Annotated in this window: 20 protein-coding genes; 6 read left to right on the top strand and 14 right to left on the bottom strand. The window is 47.3% G+C overall.

Annotated features, from left to right (window positions below; genetic code table 11):
• Positions 1 to 37: 37 nt before the first annotated feature.
• From EKG38_RS11075 to EKG38_RS11050, 6 genes are all read right to left on the bottom strand, one after another.
• Positions 38 to 283 carry an acyl carrier protein gene (locus tag EKG38_RS11075; RefSeq protein ID WP_126520327.1) on the bottom strand — a complete coding sequence of 82 codons (246 nt, stop codon included), beginning with the start codon at positions 281 to 283 and terminating at the stop codon, positions 38 to 40.
• Complete coding sequence (locus EKG38_RS11070) at positions 280 to 1,473, bottom strand: dihydrolipoamide acetyltransferase family protein (RefSeq protein WP_246033140.1); 1,194 nt, start codon at positions 1,471 to 1,473, stop codon at positions 280 to 282. Before EKG38_RS11070 ends, EKG38_RS11075 begins: the two co-directional genes overlap by 4 nt.
• The gene (locus EKG38_RS11065; RefSeq protein ID WP_126520326.1) at positions 1,473 to 2,456 is read right to left on the bottom strand and encodes an alpha-ketoacid dehydrogenase subunit beta; all 984 of its coding nucleotides are present in this window, start codon (positions 2,454 to 2,456) and stop codon (positions 1,473 to 1,475) included. The genes EKG38_RS11070 and EKG38_RS11065 overlap by 1 nt, the downstream gene beginning before the upstream one ends.
• Positions 2,453 to 3,448, bottom strand: coding sequence for a pyruvate dehydrogenase (acetyl-transferring) E1 component subunit alpha (pdhA, locus tag EKG38_RS11060; protein ID WP_126520325.1), 996 nt, complete (start codon positions 3,446 to 3,448; stop codon positions 2,453 to 2,455). The genes EKG38_RS11065 and pdhA overlap by 4 nt, the downstream gene beginning before the upstream one ends.
• On the bottom strand, positions 3,445 to 5,214 hold the full coding sequence (acsA, locus tag EKG38_RS11055; protein ID WP_126520324.1) for an acetate--CoA ligase: 1,770 nt from the start codon (positions 5,212 to 5,214) through the stop codon (positions 3,445 to 3,447). The genes pdhA and acsA overlap by 4 nt, the downstream gene beginning before the upstream one ends.
• A gap of 274 nt (positions 5,215 to 5,488) precedes the next feature.
• Positions 5,489 to 6,409, bottom strand: a complete 921-nt coding sequence (locus EKG38_RS11050) for a manganese-dependent inorganic pyrophosphatase (protein ID WP_126520323.1) — start codon at positions 6,407 to 6,409, stop codon at positions 5,489 to 5,491.
• Positions 6,410 to 6,584: 175 nt separating this feature from the next.
• On the opposite strand from EKG38_RS11050, the gene EKG38_RS11045 reads away from it, so the two are divergent.
• Positions 6,585 to 7,010: a LexA family protein gene (locus tag EKG38_RS11045; RefSeq protein ID WP_126520322.1), complete on the top strand. Its 426-nt coding sequence runs from the start codon at positions 6,585 to 6,587 to the stop codon at positions 7,008 to 7,010.
• A gap of 135 nt (positions 7,011 to 7,145) precedes the next feature.
• Positions 7,146 to 8,399, top strand: coding sequence for a Y-family DNA polymerase (locus EKG38_RS11040; RefSeq protein ID WP_126520321.1), 1,254 nt, complete (start codon positions 7,146 to 7,148; stop codon positions 8,397 to 8,399).
• A gap of 173 nt (positions 8,400 to 8,572) precedes the next feature.
• Here EKG38_RS11040 and EKG38_RS11035 read toward each other — a convergent pair whose 3' ends face one another.
• The 8 genes from EKG38_RS11035 to EKG38_RS11000 form a co-directional block, all read right to left on the bottom strand.
• Entirely contained in the window at positions 8,573 to 8,926 is a 354-nt protein-coding gene (locus EKG38_RS11035) for a P-II family nitrogen regulator (RefSeq protein WP_126520320.1), read from the bottom strand.
• 551 nt (positions 8,927 to 9,477) lie between these two features.
• Positions 9,478 to 9,831 carry a P-II family nitrogen regulator gene (locus tag EKG38_RS11030; protein WP_126520319.1) on the bottom strand — a complete coding sequence of 118 codons (354 nt, stop codon included), beginning with the start codon at positions 9,829 to 9,831 and terminating at the stop codon, positions 9,478 to 9,480.
• Between the two features lie 201 nt (positions 9,832 to 10,032).
• Entirely contained in the window at positions 10,033 to 13,161 is a 3,129-nt protein-coding gene (locus EKG38_RS11025; protein WP_126520318.1) for an efflux RND transporter permease subunit, read from the bottom strand.
• A gap of 11 nt (positions 13,162 to 13,172) precedes the next feature.
• Complete coding sequence (locus EKG38_RS11020) at positions 13,173 to 14,924, bottom strand: efflux RND transporter periplasmic adaptor subunit (protein ID WP_126520317.1); 1,752 nt, start codon at positions 14,922 to 14,924, stop codon at positions 13,173 to 13,175.
• Positions 14,921 to 16,360 (bottom strand): TolC family protein, encoded by a 1,440-nt coding sequence (locus tag EKG38_RS11015; protein WP_126520316.1) that lies wholly within the window; start codon positions 16,358 to 16,360, stop codon positions 14,921 to 14,923. The genes EKG38_RS11020 and EKG38_RS11015 overlap by 4 nt, the downstream gene beginning before the upstream one ends.
• Positions 16,360 to 16,881 (bottom strand): DUF411 domain-containing protein, encoded by a 522-nt coding sequence (locus EKG38_RS11010; protein WP_126520315.1) that lies wholly within the window; start codon positions 16,879 to 16,881, stop codon positions 16,360 to 16,362. The genes EKG38_RS11015 and EKG38_RS11010 overlap by 1 nt, the downstream gene beginning before the upstream one ends.
• A gap of 320 nt (positions 16,882 to 17,201) precedes the next feature.
• Positions 17,202 to 17,552, bottom strand: a complete 351-nt coding sequence (locus EKG38_RS11005) for a hypothetical protein (protein WP_126520314.1) — start codon at positions 17,550 to 17,552, stop codon at positions 17,202 to 17,204.
• A 278-nt stretch (positions 17,553 to 17,830) separates the two neighbouring features.
• Entirely contained in the window at positions 17,831 to 18,205 is a 375-nt protein-coding gene (locus tag EKG38_RS11000) for a cation transporter (protein WP_126520313.1), read from the bottom strand.
• 459 nt (positions 18,206 to 18,664) lie between these two features.
• On the opposite strand from EKG38_RS11000, the gene EKG38_RS10995 reads away from it, so the two are divergent.
• From EKG38_RS10995 to EKG38_RS10980, 4 genes are all read left to right on the top strand, one after another.
• Positions 18,665 to 19,663 (top strand): DUF4382 domain-containing protein, encoded by a 999-nt coding sequence (locus EKG38_RS10995; RefSeq protein WP_126520312.1) that lies wholly within the window; start codon positions 18,665 to 18,667, stop codon positions 19,661 to 19,663.
• Between the two features lie 394 nt (positions 19,664 to 20,057).
• A complete protein-coding gene (locus tag EKG38_RS10990; protein ID WP_126520311.1) occupies positions 20,058 to 21,248 on the top strand; it encodes an efflux RND transporter periplasmic adaptor subunit in 1,191 nt (396 codons plus the stop codon).
• 3 nt (positions 21,249 to 21,251) lie between these two features.
• Positions 21,252 to 24,434, top strand: coding sequence for an efflux RND transporter permease subunit (locus EKG38_RS10985; RefSeq protein ID WP_126520310.1), 3,183 nt, complete (start codon positions 21,252 to 21,254; stop codon positions 24,432 to 24,434).
• Positions 24,435 to 24,966: 532 nt separating this feature from the next.
• Positions 24,967 to 25,842 carry an RnfABCDGE type electron transport complex subunit B gene (locus EKG38_RS10980; protein ID WP_221767756.1) on the top strand — a complete coding sequence of 292 codons (876 nt, stop codon included), beginning with the start codon at positions 24,967 to 24,969 and terminating at the stop codon, positions 25,840 to 25,842.
• The last annotated feature ends 48 nt before the right edge of the window (positions 25,843 to 25,890 follow it).

Below are 25,890 nucleotides of genomic sequence, written 5' to 3'. Positions count from 1 at the left end.
ACAAATATCCGTTAGAGGAGGACACAGTCTGTTTTTATCACGCGATATTTTGCTCCAGGTGTGCCAGCATTTTCTTGAAGGTATTTACGTTTGGGTAGTCTCTCTCTGTTATTTTTACCCCGGTTAATTTTTTTATTTCGATCAGATAATTCAAAAAATCCATAGAATCTAAATCACATTCATCACGGAGATCTTCCTCAAGATCAATATCCTCAAGCTCTATCTCCGGGGCTATCTCCTGTATGGCTTTTAGTAAGAGAGCTTTTATCTCATGATTTTTCATAACAGCTCCGGCTTCTGCAGTTGTTTTGACAAAGCATTAAGGAATTTTGCCCCTAACATGCCATCGATAACCCGATGATCGGCACTCAGACATACACTCATTACATCGCAGTTTACAAGGTCACCTTCGACAAGTTGTAGTTTCTCTCTTATCTTTCCAAAACCAATAATGGCCACCTGTGGAGGATAGATAACAGCAAATACTGTATCGGTTCCACGTTCTCCCATATTCGTTATTGTAATAGTTGCATCGGTTAACTCCGAGCTACGCAGGTGCCCGTTACGGCCCCTTGCCGATATGTCGCGGATGGCCTGCATGGTTTCATCAACCGAGAGTTTATCGACATGATGGATAGCCGGGACCACTAATCCCCCCTGACGTAAGCTGATCACGTTACCTATGTGGATCTCTTCTGCATGTACAAATTGATTATTTTCATAAAAGCCATTTAAATCCGGGTATTTCGTTAATGCCTTTGCCGCGGCTTTTAATAACAGAGCTAAAAGCAATATATGCTGATCCGGTGATCTATATTCATTGGTTTTCTTTAACCACTCCTGTGCATTGCCCAGTTCGATATCTAAGCTTTGATAAAAATGGGGGATCTCGTTTTTTGATTTGGTCATCGCGGAGGCAATAGCGCCGCGCATTTTCTTGGTTGCACCGCTGCTCTGCTTACTGGCTTGTGTGCTAGCCCGCATCTCCTCAGTGGTTTCCGGCAGGTCCCTCAATAAAATAGCGCCCTGTGGACCACTGCCTCTAACCGCGGTCAAATCCAGTTTTTGTTCCATGGCCACTTTACGGACAACTGGCGAAGCTAATGGAGTACGAGTCTCTACTTGAGTGACAGCGACCGAGTCTAATTGAGTCACTTTGCTTCTGTCGCTATGTTCGGTTAATTTCACTCGCGCCATCACGGTGCCGACGGGCAGAGTGACTATGGGTTGGTGTAATATTTCACTGATGACGCCGGTGTGGTACACCTCCATATCGATCGCACCTTTTTGAGTTTCGATTACGGCAATAATATCGCCTCGTTTTACCGGGTCTCCGCACTTAACCAGCCATTCAACCAATATCCCCTCTGTCATGTCTGCCCCCAGAGAGGGCATGACAATATCTTCCACAATTTCTGTCACTAAACCTTCCGGCTTCACCTGCAACCCTTTGTGGCCACTTTCTCTGTCCATTAGCGCCCTTCCATTATGGCTTGAGCCATCTCTACGATTTGCTTCACTTGAGGCAGGGCCGCCTGCTCCAGGTGACTCGGATAGGGGATCGGCACTTCGGCGGTGCAGAGTCGTTTAACGGGGGCATCTAAAAACCAAAAACCTTGCTCCATGATGATGGCACTGATCTCTCCGGCCAGCCCACAGGTTTTCCAGCCTTCGTCAATGATGATGGCACGATGGGTCTTCTCTACACTGCCCAGGAAAGTATCTGTGTCCAATGGACGTAGACAGCGTAGATCCACGACCTCGGCACTAATATTCAACTCAGCAAGCTTATTTGCCGCAGTCAAGGCTTTGTGCAGGCAGCCCCCATAAGTGATAAGAGTGACATCATCTCCTTGTCTACGTACCAGGGCACTTTCCATATCGGCTTCGGGTGACTCTGAGACCTCTCCGTTCTCATTCAATAACATGACATGTTCAAAAATGATAACGGGATCAGGATCTTCCAATGCCTGCCCCAACATATGCCTGGCATCAGTGTGAGTTGCCGGACTCAAGACTTTTAACCCCGGAATGTGTGCATAAAAATTTTCCCAGCTATGAGAGTGTTGGGCGGCCAGTTGACGTCCTGCGCCGCAAGCCATGCGGATCACGACGGGGATATTAAACTGACCTCCCGACATATGCCGTAATGTGGCTGCACTATTGACGATCTGATCCATCGCCAACAGGCTGAAGTTAACCGTCATCACCTCTACGATGGGCCGTAGCCCTCCAAGTGCGGCGCCTATTCCAACACCGACAAATCCGGACTCACACAGAGGTGTATCGATAATTCTCTGCTCGCCATAGTAATCAAACAGACCCTTACTCACCGCATAACAGCCACCGTAGCGACCCACATCCTCCCCCATCAGGAACACACGCTCATCATCTTCCAGGGCCTGCTCTATTCCCGCACGTAATGCTTCTCTGTATGTTAAGGTTTGAGCATTCATCCCGGCTCTCCTTGTTGAGTTGGACTATAGACATCTTTGCAAAGATCGGCGGTGTCCTCCCAGGCGCCCCCTTCGGCAAATTCGATGGCGGCCTCTATTTCGGCCTTTATCTCCGACTCCAGCTCATCGAGATCCTCTTCATTGAAGTGATTATTTTCTTTTAACCAGTTTTGCAACCTGATCACCGGTCCCTTCTCCTCCCACTGACGGATCTCCTCTTTTTCACGATAGAGTTGCCCGTCGAAACTGGAGTGACCACGGAACCGATAGGTTTTACACTCCAGAAAATAGGGCTGAGAGGTTGTCTTTATCAGATCCAGCGCCGTTGACGTTGCCGATTCAACATCGACGACATTCATGCCATCGACTTGAGAGGAAGCCATGCCATAGCCGGACGCCTTCTTGGCGATATTGGTTTCGGACTCAGACAGAGACAAGGCCGTCCCCATGGCGTAACCATTATTTTCACACACAAACAAAACGGGAAGTTTCCATAACACGGCAAGGTTCATGGCTTCATGAAACTCTCCCTCAGCTACGGCCCCCTCACCGAAGAAACAGACAGTCACCGCATCTCTATGTTGCTTTTTATTGGCCATGGCCAGCCCGGCGGCTAGTGGTAAACCGCCGGCTACGATGGCATTACCGCCATAGAAATTCATCTGCTTATCGAACAGATGCATCGAGCCCCCACGGCCCCTGCTGCAGCCGTTGGTTCGACCGAACATTTCAGCCAGTATACTGCCCATCGATAAGCCACGAGCCAGTGCATGACCATGCTCTCTATAGGTTGCCACAATCTGATCTTCTGGCTTCAACACTGACATCACGCCGACCGCTATAGCCTCTTCGCCTATGTACAGATGTAAGAAGCCTCGTATTTTTTCCTCAGCATAGAGCTGTGTGCATTTCTCTTCGAAGCGACGAATTCGCAGCATCTGCTTTAGCTGGTTAATCAGATGCGTTCTATCTATATGTAGTTTTTGATTCATTGCTCGTCACTCTCCAATGTTGATATATCACCTTCCGGTAGGCCAAGCTCTCGCGCCTTTAACAGACGACGCATAATTTTTCCGCTACGGGTTTTGGGCAGGTTCTGACGAAATACGATCTCTTTAGGTGCGACGGCGGCACCTAAACGTTTGCGGGCGAAGCCTTTCAGCTCTTTTTGTAATGCCTGTAATGTTTGCTCTGTCTGTTCTACGTCCGGTTTCAATGCCACATAGGCTTTAACCATCTCACCGGTAAGCTCGTCCGGAATGCCAATGACCCCCACTTCGGCCACACTGCTATGCTCCATTAATGCACTTTCGACTTCAAAGGGACCGATCAGGTGACCCGATGATTTAATCAAGTCGTCGACGCGGCCGACAAACCAATAATAGCCCTGTTCATCACGCATGGCCTGATCTCCACTCAGGTACCAGCCATTATTAAAGCAACGCTCATATCTTTCACTCTGATGCAGGTAACCGCGAAACATGGATGGCCAACCCTGTTTTAATGCCAGCTCACCGACTTCCATCGGTTTATGCACCTCTTCAACATCACCTTGCTCATTTCGTTTAACGATTCCCGCAGTGATCCCGGGGAGAGGTAGACCCATAGAGCCGGGTTTGATTGCCTGACTCGCATAGTTGGCAATCATGATCGCCCCCGTTTCTGTCTGCCACCAATTATCGTGAAACGGAAGCCCCAAGGTTTTCTCCCCCCAGATAACCGCTTCAGGGTTCAAGGGTTCACCTACACTTGCAATAAAATGTAATGCCGAGAGATCATAACCCTGCCTTATTTCACTCCCCGCCCTCATCAACATTCGAATAGCCGTAGGTGCGGTATACCAAACCGTTATGTGTTGATCCTGTAAGATCCGATACCAGCGCTCCACTTCAAACTCGGCCTCATCGACGATCATCGTCGCCCCCATGCATAGAGGAGCGATAATGCCGTAAGAGGTACCTGTCACCCAACCGGGATCGGCTGTACACCAGTAGATATCCGACGGATGCAGATCGAGTGCGTAATAAGCGGATATTTTATGCTCCTCTACGGCCTGATGAATATGCATGACACCTTTGGGCTTCCCCGTAGTGCCACTGGTAAAATGCAACAGTGCCATCTCATCTTTTTGGGTATTAACACAAGGATAATAGGGATCCCCCTGATCCATTAACTCAGGTAACGCATAACAGCCCTCCTCCAGTTCACCACTGCCATCTATCAATAAAATGGCCTTAAGGTATGGCAACTCGTGCCACCAAGAAGCCACTTTCTTTCGATACAGACCCATAGTTGTGATCAGCACGTTCGCCTCGCCGATCTCCATTCGCGAACGGATAGGTTCCGGACCGAAAGCCGAAAACAGCGGGGTAAACACACAACCCGACTTCAATGTACCCAGAGCCGAGATATAGAGCAGCGGCAAGCGACCCGCTAAGCTGAAGACGCGATCTCCCCGTTCAAAGCCCAGACGGTGAAGCACGCTGGCAAAACGACTGGTTTGCTCGGCTAAATCCCGATAGCTGAAATCCACGATTTCATCTTGCTTACTCAGCCAACGCAGTGCCAATTTATCTTCAATATCTGTATTTAGATGACGATCGACCGCTTCATAGGCGATATTTATGGTTGGTCTATTGGGTAGATCAGATACAGCCGAAGGAGGCTCAGTAGAAAAGGAGGTGTAGCACTCATGGTAATCGGTCAAGTTTGACGTCACTTGCCGATGAGGTGGTTTATCTATGATGGTTTCAGTCATAAGGAGGTCTTCCCTGGCCCTGAATGGATCCTATGGCGATACGGCTTGGTATCAGTATAGTATCCAATCGATAGACGACTGCTGAATTGATTGATCTATATCAATTTTGTTCTAAGCTCTTATACCGATTGGTATTAAATTTTTAACGTGGCATTGATGCGGCAGATTTTACTGGCTTAACAGATACAAAAAGGCCGAAGCACTATCTTCTAATGAAAAGTGCGTCGGCCTTCGATATTACTATTGCTATGAACGGTTGAAAAAGCGCTGAGCGTTAAGCTAATGCTTCTTGCAGCGGTGGCACAATCTGCTTCTTACGGCTCAATACACCATCAAGCCAAACTCGGCCATTTTCAGATGGTTTACCATAAGCACGCTCGGTCAAGGCTGCATCATCGCTGACAATTAACAGCTCTGAGCCTTCCTTCATGATATCGGTCAGCAGTAATAGCATACTGTGACGCCCACCTTCGGCTTTCATTGCTTTGATATCGGCTTCAAGCTCGGCTTTGATATCATCAAATACTGAAAGGTCGATAACCTCCAGTTGACCGATACCGACCAGATGGCCGTTCATGTTGAAGTCTTTAAAGTCACGCATAACGAGATCGCGTGCCGGAGTACCTTCGACGGCAGACTTAACCTTAAACATCTCCATGCCTAACGCTTTAAAGTCTTCGATGCCGGCAATTTCGGCTAGTGCTTCGACACACTTAATATCTGCAGTGGTGCACGTTGGTGACTTAAAGATAACCGTATCACTCAAGATGGCGCACATCATGATGCCGGCAATATTTGCTGGAATTTCAACACCATGAAAATCATACATCATCTTAATGATAGTGTTGCTGCAACCAACAGGACGGATCCAACACTCAAGCGGTGTAGATGTGGTCAAATCGCCCAGTTTATGATGATCGACAATCCCGACAATCGTCGCTTCGCCAATATCGTCCGGCGCTTGTGTTAGCTCAGAGTGATCGACAATATACACCTCTTCACCGGCATAGCTTGTTTTAAACTCCGGAGCTTCAAAGCCAAACTTTTCTAAGATAAATGCGGTTTCTGGCGATAGCTCACCGAGTCGTGCTGCAATCGCTGCTTCACCGATTTGATTTTTCAGGTAAGCAAGTGCAATCGCACCACAAATGGAATCTGAATCTGGGATCTTATGGCCCACAACATAAACTGACATTGATAACTCTCCTATTAGTCCCCCTATTCTACCAAATCTCACTCATTTGAAAAACCCAAAGTTGGCGTTTAAAAGCGCAGGCTCAAGCACTATGGTTAAAAAAGATTGCCAGCTTGTAGATTACTGCTAAACTTACCACTGTATATTTATACAGTTCACGGTAAATTATTAACTTATGAAAGTGATCCCAATCTCAGCCAGCGCCGGTATTACCGGGTTCGAGTCACCGGCAGCTGACTATAAGCAGCTGCCGCTGAGTCTGGATGAACTGCTGGTCGAACATCCCAGCGCCACATTTATCGGTCAGGCCAGCGGCGACTCGATGCAGAATATCGGCATATTCGACGGTGATATTCTTATCGTAGACAGGCATGTATCCGTTAAGAATCAAGATGTGATCGTCGCCAATTATAATGGCTGCTTTGTCTGCAAAATTATTGATACATACCGAAAGTTATTGCTATCTGCTAGCGATGAACACCTACCGGTAACCATACATGAGTATGACCAGTTTAGCGTAGAAGGCGTTGTGATACGGTCGATACGATGCCATCGCCCAAGTCCTCTGCTGACAAAAGGTACAGATCAGGCCGAGAATTAACTCATGAATAAATTTGATGCGAAAGCCATCACGAGTCCGATTGCTTCCAATCAATCGTGTTGGAGAGATCTCTGTTGCCCATCGCTATCAGCACCTGGATATTTAGCATGTTTACCCATAGCAAAGGAGAAATAGATGTTTGCTCTGGTTGATGCAAACTCCTTTTACTGCTCCGCGGAGCAGGTATTTCGCCCCGAATGGCGCGGTCGCCCGATTGTTGTTTTGTCCAATAACGATGGCTGTATCGTGGCGGCCAATCGTCAAGCCGTCGATGCCGGTATCCCCAAATTCGAGCCCTTTTTTAAGGTGAAGTCGCAATGTGAGCGATTAGGCGTGATTGCACTCAGTTCAAACTATGAGCTCTACGGTTCGCTGTCGGCCAGTATGATGGAGGTCATAGGCCGCTTTGCGCCCGAACAGCATATCTACTCTATCGATGAATCCTTCCTCTCCTTTAAGCACTGCTTCCCGGCGATCCCCAGTTTAATTAAGCATGGTGAGGCATTGAGGCGAGCGGTTTGGAAAGAGACCCGTTTGCCTGTGTGCGTTGGCATGGGAGAGACGCTCACCCTGGCCAAGATTGCAAACCATGCCGCAAAGAAACATGAGGGGTATCATGGCGTCTGTTTAATCAATAGTCCGCAGCAGCGCAAAGCGATCTTACTTAAAATGCAACCGGTTGATGTGTGGGGGATCGGGCGACGCCTGACTAAACGGCTCGATATGATGGGCATCAAGACCGCCTATGCCCTGTCTCAAATGGCGCCGGGAATAGCCAGAAAGCAATTTAGTATTGAGGTCGAACGCACCGTTCGTGAACTCAATGGCGAAGTCTGTAAGGGATGGGATGAGGCCCGCGCCGATAAACAGCAGATCTTCTCCACACGTAGCATGGGGAATCGGATAGTCGATGCAGCATCACTGCAACAGGCACTGAGTAAACATGCGGGAATTGCCACCAGCAAGGCAAGAGAGCAAGGCTCACTGTGCTCCGTGCTACATATTTTTGCCTCTAACTCCCCTTTCGATGAACATCCGACTGGCTTTAAGATCACCCACCGTTTCGCCTACCCAACCAATGATACCGGAGAGATAACGGAGGTGCTCAACCGAGTGGTCGCACGACAGTTTCGCCGGGGGGTGCGCTACTACAAGGTGGGTGTGGGCTTGATCGATCTCGTCAACGAAGCGCACCTGCAGAGGGATCTGTTTGCTCCCCCTAAAAACCCCGCCTTAATGCGGGTGTACGATAGGCTTAACCATAAGTATGGCTCAGACTCACTGTTTATGGCGGCTCAGGGGATCACCCCGAAATGGAGCATGCGCAGGCAATACCTTAGCCCACAATACACCACATGCTGGCAGGATCTGCCTAAGATACAGTGCTAGAGATACTGGGCTTAAGATACAGCGCTAGAGTGAGATGCTAAAAGGACTTCGCCAGAACTCGATGCGAAAGTGCAATGAATAGTAAGTAAGGAGTAACGGAGCAAGCTGGTTAATCTGATATAGATCAACCAGCTGTTACGGGATATGAAAAGATTAACCCATGTTATGCCAAATCATCTCTCGGCTTCCTTTTCGAAATAGTTAAAATCATCTTCATTGACGACGCGCTGTTCATGAACCCAAAGCAACTGTTCAACATCGGTGATGGCGACAAAACCTATGCTGATCTCACCGATTTCGGCAGCATTCATGATGAGTTTAGCGACCTTATCGACATGTTCAGCACTGGTATACACTTCCATCTGAGTATGACCGACTAACTGATCTTGAGTGTATAAGTTACTATATTTACCCCGTCCTCTGACGGTAAATACCGTAAAACCTTTAACTCCATGCGCCTCTAGTGCATGTTGAACACTCTCAAGTTGCATATCCCCTATAACCGCAGTGATCTTCTTAAGCTTCATATCGAACTCCTATCGAAACTAGCTAACAAATATCGCTAATAATTCCCACTAACTAGTTTAGCTGTAAATAACTGGAGCATATGACAAATTGTGCAAATAAATAACGAGGTTCTGGACATCAAGGCAAAAGATGGTTGCCCTTGTATCAGGTTCGACTCACCATCAAGCCATCCCCCACGACGGTCGTTATGTATTCTCTAGTAGGGTGGTCACGGTTATATCAGCGTCGTAGATCTAACTGAGAATGAAATGATCAACACAATATATACAGGAGCTATACCAATACAGTCAGGACCAATGTCTTCTCATCTTGTATATTTCGAAGATTAGTCGGTAACCTACCCCTCAAATCCCAAAGCAGGAAAAGTTGAAGCTGAAATGATTAATACGGTTAAGTTAGACGCAGTAGAGAGACATCAGATGGTAGTTGTACAAGAAAAATTTTTAATTTTTAATTTTCAATTTTTAATAATGGTTAAGTAGCTGGTTAATCACATACAGATCAACCAGCCCTTACAGGATATGAAAACATTAATCCATGCTACAACGCATCAGGCCTCGGCTTTTCCTTCAAAAAAATTAAAATCATCTTCACTGGCCTCACGCTGTTCATGAACCCAAACTAATTGCTCTACGTCCGTGACGGCAACGAAGCCTATACTGACAGCCCCGATTTCGGCGGATTTTATAATTAATTGAGCAATCTCGTCTGCATGTCGAGAGCTCGTGTAGATTTCAATCTGAGTGTGGCTGACTAACTGATCTCGTGTGTATAAATTACTGTATTTACCACGTCCTCTGACGGTAAATACAGTGAAACCGGTAACGCCATGCTGCTCGAGTGCATGCTCTACATCGTCAAGTTGCATATCCCCGATAATCGCTGTGATTTTCTTAATCTTCATACTGAACTCCTAATGAGAGTATTAAACTCTGCTATTTAAGTTTAGCTGTAAATTCCATAACCTAGTGATGAGAAACGCCTGGGAGAACAAGGTGAGGATAGGCTTTGCTCCCCTATCCACGTTCCCTCCCCAGACTTCTACCTCAGCAGGCTGAGTCGTTCCATTACTGCATATTACCTGTCACTTCAACCTAGTGTCGCTTCAACCTTGTCTTCGTAACTGATGGCTTCTCCAAAGGTAAAAAACAACCGGAACGACGACTAAGGTAAGCGCGACGGCGCTAACCATGCCGCCAACCATAGGGGCGGCAATACGGCTCATCACTTCCGAGCCTGTTCCTGTTCCATATAAGATAGGTAACAAGCCAGCGATAATCGCGGCTGCCGTCATCATCACAGGCCTGACCCGCATGCCAGCCCCCTGTAATACGGCTTCCCTCAATCCACTTTCACAGGGAACCGAGCCACTGTTTTCACAATCATTAATCATCTGGACAAAGGCCTGATTAAGATAGACCAGCATGATGACACCAATCTCTACTGCAACTCCGGCAAGCGCAATAAAGCCGACGCCGACCGCAACCGAGAAGTTAAATCCTTGCAGATACATCAGCCACACACTGCCCACCATGGCGAACGGCAACGTCCCCATGATGATGCTGACTTCGATGAAGTTACGAAAGTTCATATACAGCAAGAGTATGATGATCCCTAGGGTTAACGGCACAACATAGGTCAGTTTCGCCTTGGCGCGCTGCATGTATTCATACTGACCGGACCAGGCAATGGAGTAACCAGCCGGAAGCTTCAGCTGTTCGTCAACCACTCTCTGGGCTTCGACCACATAGCTACCGATATCGATCCCCTCTATGTCTATGTAGGCCCAACCATTAAGCCGCGCATTTTCACTCTTGATGCCAGGAGGGCCATCTTCGACCACTATGTTGGCCACATCGGCCAGGGAGATCCGCAGGCCTTGAGGCGTGATGATGGGAAGCATCGCCAACTGTTCGGGTGAGTTACGGTAATCCTGGGGATAGCGCAGATTGATGGGGTATCGCTCCAGCCCTTCCACAGTCTGAGATACATTCATCCCCCCAATAGCGGTAGCAATAACCTGTTGGACATCGGCGATATTGAGTCCGTATCTGGCCGCCTTTTCTCGCTGAATGTCGACCTTAATGTAGCGGCCGCCAGCCACACGCTCCGAGTAGACCGAAGCCGTACCCGGTACATCCTTAAGAATGCGCTCCAGATCCTTACCTATCTCCTGGATCACACCCAGTTCGGGGCCGGCTATCTTGATCCCCACCGGAGTCTTAATCCCGGTCGCGAGCATGTCGATACGGGTCTTAATCGGCATCACCCAGGCGTTTGTCACTCCAGGCAGTTTAACCAGTGCATCCAGCTCTTTCTTCAGGCTTTCCGAGGTGACGCCCTCACGCCATTCACTCTTAGGTTTTAGCTGAATAAAGCTTTCAATCATGGTCAATGGCGCCGGATCGGTAGCTGTCTCCGCTCGCCCTACCTTACCGAAAACCGTCTGCACTTCCGGTACTGTATAAATGAGCTTATCCGTCTGCTGTAGCAGCTCACGCGCCTTACCGATAGAGATCCCCGGATAGGTGGTTGGCATATACATGAGATCCCCTTCATCCAAAGGCGGGATAAATTCGCTACCTATGTGTTCCAGAGGCCAAATACCGATACCCAGTACGACCAGCGCTAACATCAGGGTCGACTTGGGGAATTGCAGAACCTTGCGAAGCACAGGCATGTAAGCCGCAGTAAGAATACGGTTGACCGGGTTCTTATGTTCCGGCATCACCTTGCCTCGAATGAAATACCCCATCAATACCGGCACTAAGGTGATGGCCAATGCCGCCGAGACTGCCATGGCATAGGTCTTGGTAAATGCAAGCGGGGCAAACATGCGTCCCTCTTGCGCCTCCAGAGTAAATACCGGCATGAAACTCACTGTGATGATCAACAAGCTGAAAAACAGGGCCGGCCCCACCTCCTTGGCGGAATCTGCGACAATCTGCCAGCGGTTCTCGTCAGTTAACGGGGTTCGTTCCATATGTTTATGCATGTTTTCGATCATCACGATCGCACCATCGATCATGGCTCCAATGGCGATGGCGATGCCGCCAAGCGACATGATATTGGCATTAAGGCCCTGGAAATACATGATGGAGAAGGCGGCCAATATGCCAACAGGCAGACTGACGATGGCCACCAGTGAGGAGCGAAAATGAAACAGGAACACCATACAGACTAAGGCAACGACCAGAAATTCTTCCAGCAACTTGTAGCCCAGATTTTTCACCGCGCGATCGATAAGACCGCTGCGATCATAAACTGTGACCACCTCAACCCCTTCAGGCAAGCCCTTCTTCAACTGTTCCAGCTTCGCCTTGACCCCATCTATGGTTTTCTGGGCATTCTCACCGTAGCGCATCACTATGATGCCGCCAACCGTTTCGCCCTCACCATTGAGCTCGGCCACACCACGTCGCATCTGCGGGCCTAAGCCTATTTCGGCGATATCTTTGAGCAATAACGGCGTACCATTGTTATTCACACCCAATGGAACATTGCCAATATCTTCCACACTCTGCAGGTAGCCGGTGGCACGAACCATATATTCGGCCTCTGCCATCTCGACCACGGATGCACCTATCTCTCTGTTTCCCCGTTTGATCGCTGTTTGAATAAGTGAGAGCGGAATACCGAAGGCACGTAACTTATCGGGATCGACTTTCACCTGATACTGCTTCACCATACCGCCAAGGGCGGTGACTTCAGATACGCCCGGCACAGTTTGCAGCTCGAACTTCAGAAACCAATCCTGCAGGCTACGTAATTCGCTGATGTCATGCTGACCTGTTTTATCTATAAGGGCATAGAGGTAGACCCAGCCCACTCCCGTGGCATCCGGACCGAGCTGAGGTTTGGCATTGGGCGGCAACGAAGGTGCAACCTGACTCAGATACTCCAGCACCCGACTTCGCGCCCAATAGAGATCGGTTTTCTCATCGAAGATGACATAGACGTAAGAGTCACCGAAGAAGGAATATCCTCTCACCGTGACAGCGCCGGGTACCGACAACATGGCTGTCGTCATCGGATAGGTCACCTGATCTTCGACCACCTGAGGTGCCTGGCCGGGAAAACTCGTTTTAATGATGACCTGTACATCCGACAGATCGGGTAAGGCATCGACTGGGGTATTTTTCAATGAAAACAGCCCGAGACCGACTAAGAACGCCGCGCCCAATAGCACGAAGAAGCGATTCTTAACCGACCATTGAATAATGGATTCAACCATTTTGATCTCCTTTATTCACCGCTGATGTCAGACATCTGCATGGGCTTGATTGTGGTGATGATAAATTGACCGTCACTGGCCTCGAAGGTGAAGTGAAGCTTGGCTCCGACTTTAAATACCGACATGTCCACCGCATCACTCACCATAAAGTTCACCTCTGCCGCAGGGCGGTTCCATTTTTCTATCGGGCCACTACTGATATTGACCATTCTGTGATCGACCATCACCGAGTTAACGACACCCGAAGTGGTGGCGCTATTGTCTGAGTCACTACCTTGAGATATATCGCCGTCAGGAATATGTATCATCACGACCTCGACGTTGCCATCGGCAGACTTGCTAAGCTCGACATGCAGGGTTAATCCTGGTTGTAATGCAGAAAAGTCGACCGAGTCAGCGACGGTAAAGTCCATGGTCATCGCGGGCCAGTCCCATTCGGCGATGGCTTGATGATCCATGTTCAGCATACGATGTCCCGCCATCAGGCTATTGATGCTGGCCTCTACCCATACAGTTGAGGGAGCCGGGTTTTCATCTTCATCCTGGCTATTCATGCGTTTAAAATCAGAGGTCTTACTGGACTCTGAATCGAGCAGGAACTGTGCAGATGAAGCGACAATGTCACCTGCGGAGACGCCGGATAGAATTTCGGCAAATTTCTCATCGTAGCGGCCAACCTTCACGGCGATCGACTTATAACGGCCTTCACCGAGAGCAAGCACCACACGATCCGAGCTGCCAGTACGAATGATGGCTTCTTTTGGCACCAGCAACACCTCTTCACCCTTGGCATGAATGGTCACCTGAGCAAACATGTTGGGTTTGAGCTCCCATTGTGTGTTATCGAAGCGCAACCTCACCCTAAGGGTGCGGGTCTTACCATCTAAGGTGGGATAAACGTAGTCGACCTTGCCCTGCCAAATTTTTCCGGGCAGGTAATCCAGCGTCATGCTTACCGCCAGACCTGTCGATACCAGAGATGATTGACGCTCGAAAATTTCAGCATCAACCCATACCTGATCTAAGCTACCGATAGAGAGCAAGGTATTGCCGGGTTTAACAAAAAATCCTTCGCGAATATTAAGATTGTCGACAACGCCACCTTGCGGAGCGAAGAAGGTAATGTTTTGCTTAACCTTTCTGCTTCTCTTTAATTCGGTGATGGCATTTTTGGGTAGCTGCAGGGCCTTCAATCTGTTTCGGGATGCCTGAATCAAGCGTGAATTATTTCTATCCAGTGCAAGCAGATACTCCTCCTGGGCATTGACGAGCGCCGGAGAATAGATCTCATACAATGGTTGACCCACTGTGACCCGATCACCGGCGGCTTTAACATAGAGCTTTTCTATCCAACCTTCGACTCTGGGGTGAACATGGATCAGCTGGTCTTCATCATATTTCACATAGCCCACGGTCTCGATTTTCGTGTGCAGTAAGCCCAGCTCAACTTTGGCCGTGCGAACTCCCAGATTATTGACCACTTCGGGCGAGATCATTATGGTTCCGGGTCCAGCATCTATGCCCCCCAGCTCCTTCTTGTAGACAGGGATCAGATCCATGCCCATGGGCGACTTTCCGGGTTTATCGGACGTGTAATTGGGATCCATAGGGGCAACCCAATAGAGGGGCTCATCTTGAGCGGCCGACACCGAATGCTGAGTATCTGCGCCAGAACCACTCAAGCTTAAATAGGAAAATGTGCCAACAGCACCTAGAGCCACACCTAAAACCAATAAACCAAATACGTTTATATTTTTGCTCATTTTTTGTCTCCATCACTTTCCATAACACCGTTATCACTCAAGATAATCTGATCGGGGTTGGTCATAAGGAAGTAATTCAATTGAAGTTTTGTTTTTTGAATATCGACATCGATACTGAGATCATCAAGCTGTGCGTTTAATTCTGCGATTAAGGCACGCACCACTTCGGCAAAATCACCATCATCACTGGTATAGGCTGACAGGGATGCATCCGATTGATCTTTCATTTGAGGCAATAGTTCGGTCCGATAGCGATGCTGACGTTGATCAAGTCTTAAAAGCTGCGCCTTTGTGGCGCCGAATGCCGCCATCATCTCTCTGAGACGAAGCCATTTACGAGTCTTAACCGACTCGGTCTGAGATACTGCCGCCTGGACTTCCCTGTCCTGTTTATCAGAAGTGAAAAGCGGCAGGTCGAAGCTCACTCCTATCGTAAAAAGATCGGCGCGTTCGTTGCCCATAGCATCATCTGCTCTGTAGCCGTAACCCGCATTCACTCCCCACTCAGGTTTGAACTTCTGTTTCGACAGCTCAATGCCTTTACTACTCGCCTGAATACTTTTTTCGATAGCATCGACAGAGGGGTGATGAGAAAAATACTCAAACAAAGTTTGTGGTTGCAGCTGCCGTTCGACATACAACTCGGGATGAAGCAGATAGATTGCGGGTAGTGGGGTTGCCAATTTCACATCTCCCCCACTGCTATCGAGCCGAGTGTCGTTGGAGAACTCCCCAACAAAATCCCCAACAAAATAGTGGCTTGTCCATTGAGACAATCGCTGCGTGCCCGTGTCCAACTGCTGCTCAAGCACATTAAGGCGATCATCTATGCGCGTCACCTCGAGCTGAGCCCTGACAATATCTTGCTGTCTGGATTTCCCGAGGGCAGCGGAATAACTCGCCTGAGCGATATCGGACAGCTGATCGAAAAGGGCTCGATTACTCTCGATTAAGGCAATACTCTCCTGAGCCTTGTACACATCCAACCAAAGTTGCCCGGTCGTAACGGCAATTTTGGCCTTACGATCTTCTCTTTGAAACGGATACTGACCGGCGATTAACTCTAGTTGCTGCTGTCTGAGCGCCAAACTCTCTCCGCGAGGGAACATCTGTGATACGCCCACCTTAAATTGAGTCATGCCTTCCTGACCAAAATCAAAAGTATCCAGAGGCATATTCGCCAGGCCGATATTAACCTTAGGATCCGGCAAGGTTCCGGCGGCGATACTTTTTGATTGGTAAGCATCCTGAGTATGCCGATTACCCGCTAGCCAGGGATCATTTCGCTGAGCCGACTTAACGGCCATCTCGAGTGTGAAACCGGCGTGCTTTATCGATTTAACCTCAGCTCCCTGAACAGTCTGAATACAAAGTTCGACAAACAAAAAGATTAGAAAAATCAAAGGTAAAACCTTAAGAATTGATAGTTGTTTCATCAATACTGCTCCTTCAGCGAGTTCACTTCAGCATAGTTGCTGACAGAGCCATCCGCTCTCAGTAAAACCACCTTATAAGGCATGAATTGATCTCCCTGCTCCATGCCGGGACTTCCCACTGGCATGCCTGGGACACTCAGCCCTATAGCGCCTTCTGGTTTCTCTTCGAGGAATTGCTTAATAAATTTTGCGGGAACATGTCCCTCAAACACAAAGCCCTCTCTGGAAAGAGCCGTATGACAGGACTGGTATCTGGGCTGAATTCCTTTTGAGGCTTTAAAGCCTGTGAGATTGTCCCGATTAACCGAGATAGTTTTAAAGCCGTTAGTGTCCATGTTTGTCGCCCACATACCACAGCAACCACATGAGGCACTCTTATATACGGTTAAAACCGGAGGTTGAACTTGTTGAGTAGAGTTTGCAGTTCGGGCCGGACCATTAGTTGGATCGGTACAAGCTGTAATGAATATCGGTACACTAATAGCAGCGACCAGCATTGTAAGTGTTTTATAAGAAAGCATAATATCCCCCTGGGGACCTCTGATCGGGGAAAATATCTAAATGGAGTAAGTGCAAGGCATTTATACAGACTAGAACCAGATACAACAGAGCTTCAAAGATTGAAGTAGTACCACTAATACCAATCGGTTTAGTTACTTCAATACATGCTTACTGTCGAAATTGGTTCTGCATATAAAAGTCCTCTTACCGAGTACCATAGATATAAGATCAGAGCCGATGTCGATACATCAAAAATCATAATTTGGGAGTGTGAATCTCCCGCTAAAATACAGAAAACAAATAGAAAGAACGGTCAAAATGAAGACAGTTCTATCCTGTATTAGCAGGCCATCGGAGGGCGATAGTTGTTAGTCGGATAGGGATCTTGAATAGAAAAATCGTTTGATACAATCTGCAACGATGAAGCTTTTACTGAGTCAGACGGTGTTAAATTAGTGATTAATACCATCGAAGCACACCCACTCATAGGGCAAGTACAGATCAGGTCACAGTCATCACATTCACCGGATTGGCTTGAAGCGTCCATATCACCATGAGTCAATTGAGCACCGCTGTCCATATTCATAAGGTGGGATGGTGAGGTGATCTGCATATTCATTTGGCAAGGAATGCTGGCAGCCGCAACTGCTTGACCGATAAAGGCCAACAGTAGAAGCACAACAGCTAACATGTTTCTCTTACTTAGAGTCACGTCGAATACCAAATCTTAAGGTGATTAATGAATAAACTAACGCAAGCATAATCTCAACATCATGACAGTGCAAGCTTGAATTATACCGATAGATATAAAGATATGACCGCTCAGGAGTGTTTATAACCAGCAATACAAACTAAAGCTGATAGAGGTAATATCAGCTTTAGTTGAAACATAACCACATTTAATGGGGGAAGAAGATTATAGAAAGTCGCTATTAAATAGCATCAGGTTTAATCTTATTCCCATAAAATCTAATGCTTCTTACTACCAGGTAATGTTTTTGGTAGCGAGTTGCGGGGAACAGGCTCAATTTCATCGTTGTCTTTGACGTTTTGATCGACGTACTTGTAATAGCCCTCTTTAAATCGAGTCCACCAGCCGTGGGACACCTCGGCACCATGGGCCTCCAGATGCTCCTCAATGCCATCCAAGTTGCAATGCGTCGCATCGTAGGCAACATTTAACGTGGACGATTCATCATCATAAGAGACACTATCGATACCAATAATCTGATCGATCTCATCTATGATAACTTGCTTATTCTCAGCAGTGATCCCCTCTAATTTCAGATGTCTGACAACAAGGTTAACTTCTTTAACACCGCCTCTGTGGTCTAAATCACTCATTTGAAATTCCTCATTCAACAATTAGTTCTAATAGAAACAACTGATTTTATTGTTATTTTGAAGCAACCTATAAAGCCAAAATGTATCTGCTATCGAAAAGAGATCAACTCTATCCTCTATGACATTACAGCCTAACAAGTCTGTATAAGCTTCATTGCTTCTTACTACTGACTCCAATAATAGAACACCCAGTCATCATCTCACAGAAAAGAACAAATATTTAACCGCATTGACTCGATTTTGACACAGATCAATAACAGGCAAAGCGTATACTTGATTCAACTTCTTTCAGCTAACCGTGATTTACTATTAGTCTCACCACCGCAACACTCTCAAGAGTACTCACAACTAGACCTTAGTCGAAACATGGCCAACATTTAAGCAGCAATTGATCGAGATCAACAATGACTACCTACAAAGGAGTAGCATTAGGAAAATTCATATAATATCGGCCCTACAATGAACACTAATAAAGCACTCATATTGCTATCCTCATTGCTGCTGGTTAGCGCCTGCGGAAGTGACAGCTCCGATCCTGAAAAAGAAACTGTGTTACCAACAGCTAAGTTATCATTAGCTATCTCCGACTCGCCCATGTCTGGCGTTTCACATTTAGGCATGGTCTTGAATGAGCTGGTGATGACCGATGCTGCAGGTGTTATACACAGACACGACCTGCAAGATATGGCATTTAATCTGCTCGATTATCAGGGTATGGATAGTCATATGGTGGTTTCAGGCATTGACCTGCCAGAGGGTAATTATCACGATGCCTATATTACGATTCATCAGGGTGATGGCAATCAGGGTTGTTACATAGAGGATGGTCAGGGGCGCCACGGTCTGCATGTGACAGATGGACACCTACCGGTCCATGATTTCGAACTGATCGCAGGGCAGCATCTTTCGCTCACTATGGAGATCGATCTCTATCGAGGGCTTTCATACCATCAAGGCCAATATGAATTAAATCATCAAGGTATGTGGAGTGTAGACAACCGTTATATGGGCCACTTGATAGGCGAAGTCGACCCGCAATGGGTAGCTGACTGCGAAACAACTTACTCAAGCTTAACCCCTACCGGCGGACAGTTTACCCATTTAGCCTATCTCTACCCTAGTACCGTCACTGGTATAGGTCAGATGGCCGATATGGGAGCCACGCCTCCAAGCGGACTTACTGCACCTTCGGCGGTGAGCCCGATGATGCAAGATATTGACGGTAACTGGCATTTCGCCATGGGATATCTGCCTTCTGGTGAGTACCGAATGGGTTACACCTGTTTAGGGCATCTGGATGATCCAATCTTGGATGATATCAGTAGTGGTCCGTTTGTGATGTTTAAGGATTCCGGTTCTATCACCATAGAGACAGGTTCTCAGGGCGGGCAACAGACCGTTCATGAGTGCGGTAACGGTAATGGCGGCCATCATGGTGGCGGCAGACACGGCGGATAATTCACTGTTTAAGGGCTTCATACTCTGGAGCCCTCTTTTTATTGAAGACAGCGTAGATCTCTCTTAAATTCTTCCCTTCACAGAACTTCTAACATATTGCTTTCAACATATAGGTTTAACATTTAGTCGTGATCTAGACAGATGACTTTGCCTCCCCCCCATTAAAAATAGCCCCAGATTTTCAACAGCTAACGCGACTCCCACTGCTGATTGACATAAATTTCATAAAGTTGACATACATTTTTACACAATCCGCAGGTAACATTGACCCAGATCATTTAACATGTCGAATTAGATCTATTCTTTCGCCTAATTCTGTAGCAGATACAAAGTTAAACGTATGTGTTTACAAGAGTTAATAATAAAAAACTGGCTTCAACAAGAGGAAGTGTTCGTGGCTACAAAAAAACAGATTATTTTGCCTATCGTCGTATTATCCATTGGGATCGGCGGATTCGTAACGATGTCGGCACTGAAGAAGCCACCAGAAGAGAAAGAGGCGGTTGACAATACCCCATTAGTCGCCGTCAAGCAGGTCGAAATTAAACCTATGACATTCTCTGTTAACTCCTACGGTATAGTCAGTGCTAAATATGAAACAGAGCTGGTTTCGCAAGTTAACGGTGAGATAGTCTTTCTGTCGCAAAGCTTTGTACGAGGTGGATTTGTTAAGAAAGGCACGGTTCTGGCCAAAATTGACTCCAGTGATTATGACGCCGACCTTATCGATGCTGAAGCTAATCTGGCATCGGCCAGAGCGACACTGGTTCAGGAAAAAGCCTACGGTAAGGTAGCCGAAGAGGAGTGGAAGCGCATCAAGGATGGCGTACCGACTGAACTTAGCCTTCGAAAGCCTCAGCTAGCGCAGGAGATAGCTAAACTCAACTCCTCTGAAGCGGGCCTTAAGCGCGCACTGCGAAACGTAGAGCGAACCATCATTAAGGCCCCTTATGATGCACTTATCGAAAGCAGAAATATCGGTTTAGGCTCATATGTGAGTAAAGGCACCCCACTGGGTAAAGTATTAAACACAGATAATGCAGAAGTACGCCTGCCCCTTGCAGATAAAGAACTTCAATATCTGATCAAAAAAGGTAAAGACGCCAAAGTCAGTTTGGTTGCCAATCTCGGTGGAGAGAAGCAGGAGTGGACAGGAACCATAGTTCGTAGCGAAGGCGTTATCGATAGTCGCAGCCGCATGACCTATCTGGTTGCCGAAGTCATTGACCCTTATGGGCTAAAGTCAGATAAGAGTGAGCTTAGATACGGCACCTACGTCACCGCAAATATTGACGGGAATGAAGCCGGAAATGTCGCCGTAGTCCCAAGACACCTTATCGTGAATGGACAGATCGCAGTATTGGACGATGAGAAAAAATTACGATACAAGCCGGTTAACATCATTCGCCAGTTTGGGGCCGAAGTCGTTATATCCGAGGGGCTTGAGCAAGGGATGAACATAATCACCTCCGCACTCGATTATCCGATAGAAGGGATGCAACTGGCCCTGCCTGAAGATAAGATACTACAAGAGGATGATTCTGAAGAGAGTGAGACTCAGTTAGCGATGGAAGAGAAGGAGTAAACGATGCCGGATACCAATAGAGGCATCATCTCCTGGTTTGCGCGCAACAGTGTCGCAGCGAATCTTTTGATGCTCATCATTATCATCGGTGGTCTCCTGACAGCCGATACCATACGTAAACAGTTTTTCCCTCAGATAGAGATAAACTGGGTTGAATTTAATGCTTTCTACCCGGGAGCCGCCCCACAGGAAGTCGAGGAAGGGATCACGATAAAAGTCGAAGAGGCACTAGAGAGTGTTCAGGGGCTTAAACGTGTGATCACCTACTCGAATCGTAACTCGGCCAGGGGTTACTTCCGAATTGAAGATTCTTACGACCCTCAGATAGTACTGGATGAGATAAAATCAGAGATCGATTCAATATCCAGTTTCCCCGATGGCATGGAGCGACCAAAGGTTGAGCGCATTAAATTGCGTCAGGAAGTGCTCTACATGAGCCTGTATGGTGATATGACACCGAGACAGCTCAAAGAGTTAGGTGAAAAGATCCATGATGAGTTGATGCAACTTCCACTGGTCAATATTACCGACTTTTACGGTGGACTGGACTATGAGATCGCCATCGAGGTCAGTAAAGACAGACTTAGAGAGTTCGGCCTGAGCTTTAACGACGTTGCCGCAGCGGTCAGAGGGTTTTCCCGTAATATGTCGGCGGGTCAGATAAGAGCCGAGAATGGTTATATTAACCTGCGTGTTCAAAATCAGGCCTATGTGGGATATGAATTTGAAAACCTGCCATTAATCACACTCGATGATGGAACCACGGTATTACTAGGCGATATCGCAACGGTTATCGATGGTTTCCAGGAGGGGATCCAATACTCTAAGTTCAACGGTAAAAATTCAGTCACCTTCTTTATCGGCGCCGCTAACGATCAGAGCATGACCGATGTCGCGGATGTGGTGAAAGCCTATGTCGCCAAGAAACAGGAAGTATTGCCTGAAGGACTTAAGCTCGAGACCTGGGTCGACATGACTTACTATCTTGAAGGCCGACTGGATTTGATGTTAGATAGCATGAAAACCGGTGCCGTCTTGGTATTTTTGATGCTTGCACTGTTTCTTCGTGTCCGTCTCGCATTCTGGGTAATGATGGGACTACCGGTCTGTTTCTTAGGTACCTTGCTGTTCATGCCTATGGCCATGATAGATGTTACCGTTAACGTCATCAGCCTGTTCGCCTTCATCTTAGTGCTGGGTATCGTGGTCGATGATGCCATCGTCATGGGAGAGAGTGCCCATGAAGAGTGTGATAAAAATGGGCAGAGTCTCGATAATGTCATCCGCGGGGTTAAACGCGTTGCCATGCCCGCCACCTTCGGCGTACTGACAACCATAGCCGCATTTTTACCCCTGACGATGGATGATGGTCCCTCCTCCGCCTTTGGTAAGGCTATCGGCTATATCGTTATCCTGTGTCTGATATTTTCATTGGTCGAGTCAAAACTTATCTTGCCAGCCCACCTGGCGCGTATGAAGAAAAAGACCATAGTCAAACCGGGCTCTAAAAATCCGCTAGATTGGTTACGAAACGGAGTCAATTTTGTTCAAGACAAGGTCGATTCGAATCTGAAAAAACTGATCCAGAATATCTACCGACCCACCCTCACTATGGCGGTTGAGTATCGCTATACGGTTATCATGTTGTTCATCAGCTTCATCCTGATCTGCGCCGGACTCTATGCGGGCGGCATGATCCGTTTTATCGGACAGCCTAAGATCCCCCATGATTTCCCTCGTGTGACCTTTGAGATGAACGTGGATGCCTCGGAGAAAGCGACGCTATCAGCCGCATTAGCCATAGAAAAAGCCATCTATAACGTCGATAAAGAACTCGAGGATAAGTATGGCCAGGGCATGATCTCCGATATGCAGGTCGATCTCGAGGGACGCACCTCGGCAAAAGTGATGACCAAATTGGTCGACCCTGAGATAAGACCCCTAGATACCTTCGAGCTGGCGGAGCTTTGGCGCAAAGCCATGCCCCTCATCCCGGGAATGAAATCATTCGAAGTTAAGGACAACCTGTTTGGCGGCGGTCGTGATGATGGCGATATCAGTTTCCGTCTCGAAGGTAAAAACGAGGAGCAACTCGTCGCCGCTTCGAAAGAGCTTAAGGCTAAACTCAATTCCCTCAAGGGGGTTGGCGATGTCAACGACAGTCGACAGTCCAGTGCCAAAGAGGTGCAGTTCGAGCTTAAACCACAAGCCTACGGTTTGGGGCTAACCTTAGCCAATATCGCCTCACAGGTAGGCAATAGTTTCTATGGCCTGGAAGCGCAACGTATCTTAAGAAATGGTGAAGAGATAAAGGTGATGCTCCGCTATCCGGAAGCACAACGTAACTCTATCGCTCAAGTCTCTGAAGTGTTGATTGTGACGCCTCAAGGTGCAAAAGTGCCGCTGTCAGAGGTCGCCAATATCAAGGTAACGCAAGGTGTGAATGGTATTCGTCGTGAAAATGGTAACCGGACCATTAATGTCTGGGCCTCTGTCGATGCCGATCAAGCCGAGCCATTTAAGCTGGCTGAAGATATCCGCGATAACTTTATGCCTCAGCTACTGAAGAAGTATCCGAGAGTGAAGAGTGAAGTGTCGGGTAATATTCAAGAGCAGATGGACAGCGCTAAGACTCAGTTACGTGACTTCATCATATCCTTGTTGATCATCTATAGCTTACTGGCGATACCACTGAAATCTTATTCGCAACCTCTTATGATCATGGCCGTGATCCCATTTGGTGTTATCGGTTCAGTACTCGGTCATATGATTATGGACATCGACCTGAGTGCCCTGTCGCTGTTCGGTATTATTGCTGCGGCGGGTGTGGTAGTGAATGACTCCCTGGTGATGGTCGATTACATCAACAAGTCCAGAGAGTCCGGCATAGCGATGAAAAGGGCGGTGCTGGAAGCGGGTTGTCGACGATTCAGAGCCATCATGCTGACCTCTCTGACCACCTTCATCGGTTTGATGCCAATCATGACTGAGACCAGTATGCAGGCTAAGATGGTGATCCCAATGGCAACCTCCCTCGCCTTCGGCGTTCTGTTTGCGACAGTTGTGACCTTAATGCTGATCCCATGCCTGTATCTTGCTATCGAAGACATTAAAAAGCTGTTGGGTAGTAAATCTCGCGTGCACCATGAAGCAGACCATGGAATGGAGCCCGAGTTGCTCAAATAACCTTAGAGATAAAGTTCTAATCGAGTGTTCTGATCGATTGCTCTAATCAACAGCTCAATACTAAAATGCCGCTCTGCAACAGAGCGGCATTTTTTATGAAAAAAACAACGCAGCATTAACATACCCGGTCACAAGATTATTAATCTGCACCACAAATACTGGATCAGAACACCCAAGAAAGCAGCACTATCGTGAACAGCCAACTACCATCCATTAAGTCCCGCTCCTCAATCCTCTTTAAAATCCAATCTAGCACTTCATATGCCACCCAAGCGAACAGTGTCCGAAGACTTCTGATCTTTGTACCAAGGGGGTTTTCTAACTTTGTTTTTGTGAAATTTACATTGTCAAATTTCCATTGTCAAATTCTAATTACAAACCTGCTAACCTACTACTAAATAGGTACAGCGATTGAAATTGTCGACAGATACTTACAGGCAATCTCAATGAACTAACAACAAGAATGCGAGACTGGATTAGTTGCTAAAAAAAGATGAAGAGATGTAGTGGCTAAAAATGGAGTAACTAACAAGTGGATGAACTGACTAGTAATTTGATTGCCATAGGATTTATGGCTGGCCTTGGTTTGATATTGGCTAGCATTCTTGTGTTAGCAAATAAACGGCTTTTTGTTTACGAAGATCCTCGAATTGATGATGTCGAAGAATTATTACCTGCTGCCAATTGTGGCGCCTGCGGTTCTCCTGGATGCCGCCCATTTGCAGAAGGGTTGATTGACGGAACCTTTGAGCCATCCCAGTGCACCGTTAATGCCAAAGAATCTATCCAGAATATTGCTAATTATCTTGGCGTAGATGCGGGTGAGGCTAATAAAAGAGTCGCAAGAGTTGCTTGTGCAGGTGGAAATCATGTTGCACTCATCCGCGCAAGTTATAAAGGTCTCAATAGCTGCCGAGGGGCTGCTCTGGTTTCTGGTGGCGGAAAAGGATGCGTCTGGGGATGTCTGGGTATGGGGGACTGTGGTGCGGTCTGTGATTTTGATGCCATCACCATGGATGATTATGGGTTACCCATTGTCGATGAAGAGAAATGCACAGCTTGTGGCAACTGTGTTGATATCTGCCCGAAAGATTTATTTGAACTGCACTCCATAGAGCATCAACTTTTTGTGGCTTGTAAAAATCTTGAAAAAGGTAAAGAGACCGAGACTGAATGTGAGGTGGTCTGTACCGCCTGTGAGCGCTGCGTAGTAGATTCACCTGAAGAACTAATTACCACGTCAAATAACCTTGCAGTAATTAACTATGAAAAAAACAGCCTTGCTTCCCCTATTGCGGTGAATCGTTGTCCTACGGGCGCTATCGTCTGGTTTGATAATAAGGGTGGCTATAGAACTGGAAAAGCGGGTAAAAAAATCATTCGAAAGGAGCCCCTACCCATAGGATAGGAACAATTGTGTAGATATTAGTTATCGATTAACAAGGAGAGTACTACT

The sequence above is a fragment of the Shewanella canadensis genome, from assembly GCF_003966225.1.
Classification (GTDB): domain Bacteria; phylum Pseudomonadota; class Gammaproteobacteria; order Enterobacterales; family Shewanellaceae; genus Shewanella; species Shewanella canadensis.
Note: the sequence above shows the minus strand (reverse complement) of the source record. Positions and strands in the feature narration are given on the sequence as shown.

Coding starts and splice junctions, on each gene's coding strand:
- EKG38_RS10985 (WP_126520310.1), top strand. CDS start 21,252: ATGCCGGATACCAATAGAGGCATCATCTCCTGGTTTGCGCGCAACAGT.
- EKG38_RS11035 (WP_126520320.1), bottom strand. CDS start 8,926: ATGAAGCTTAAGAAGATCACTGCGGTTATAGGGGATATGCAACTTGAG.
- acsA (WP_126520324.1), bottom strand. CDS start 5,214: ATGACTGAAACCATCATAGATAAACCACCTCATCGGCAAGTGACGTCA.
- pdhA (WP_126520325.1), bottom strand. CDS start 3,448: ATGAATCAAAAACTACATATAGATAGAACGCATCTGATTAACCAGCTA.
- EKG38_RS11045 (WP_126520322.1), top strand. CDS start 6,585: ATGAAAGTGATCCCAATCTCAGCCAGCGCCGGTATTACCGGGTTCGAG.
- EKG38_RS10995 (WP_126520312.1), top strand. CDS start 18,665: ATGAACACTAATAAAGCACTCATATTGCTATCCTCATTGCTGCTGGTT.
- EKG38_RS11010 (WP_126520315.1), bottom strand. CDS start 16,881: ATGCTTTCTTATAAAACACTTACAATGCTGGTCGCTGCTATTAGTGTA.
- EKG38_RS11040 (WP_126520321.1), top strand. CDS start 7,146: ATGTTTGCTCTGGTTGATGCAAACTCCTTTTACTGCTCCGCGGAGCAG.
- EKG38_RS11050 (WP_126520323.1), bottom strand. CDS start 6,409: ATGTCAGTTTATGTTGTGGGCCATAAGATCCCAGATTCAGATTCCATT.
- EKG38_RS11070 (WP_246033140.1), bottom strand. CDS start 1,473: ATGGACAGAGAAAGTGGCCACAAAGGGTTGCAGGTGAAGCCGGAAGGT.
- EKG38_RS11075 (WP_126520327.1), bottom strand. CDS start 283: ATGAAAAATCATGAGATAAAAGCTCTCTTACTAAAAGCCATACAGGAG.
- EKG38_RS11030 (WP_126520319.1), bottom strand. CDS start 9,831: ATGAAGATTAAGAAAATCACAGCGATTATCGGGGATATGCAACTTGAC.
- EKG38_RS11020 (WP_126520317.1), bottom strand. CDS start 14,924: ATGAGCAAAAATATAAACGTATTTGGTTTATTGGTTTTAGGTGTGGCT.
- EKG38_RS11065 (WP_126520326.1), bottom strand. CDS start 2,456: ATGAATGCTCAAACCTTAACATACAGAGAAGCATTACGTGCGGGAATA.
- EKG38_RS11015 (WP_126520316.1), bottom strand. CDS start 16,360: ATGAAACAACTATCAATTCTTAAGGTTTTACCTTTGATTTTTCTAATC.
- EKG38_RS11005 (WP_126520314.1), bottom strand. CDS start 17,552: ATGTTAGCTGTTGTGCTTCTACTGTTGGCCTTTATCGGTCAAGCAGTT.
- EKG38_RS11000 (WP_126520313.1), bottom strand. CDS start 18,205: ATGAGTGATTTAGACCACAGAGGCGGTGTTAAAGAAGTTAACCTTGTT.
- EKG38_RS11025 (WP_126520318.1), bottom strand. CDS start 13,161: ATGGTTGAATCCATTATTCAATGGTCGGTTAAGAATCGCTTCTTCGTG.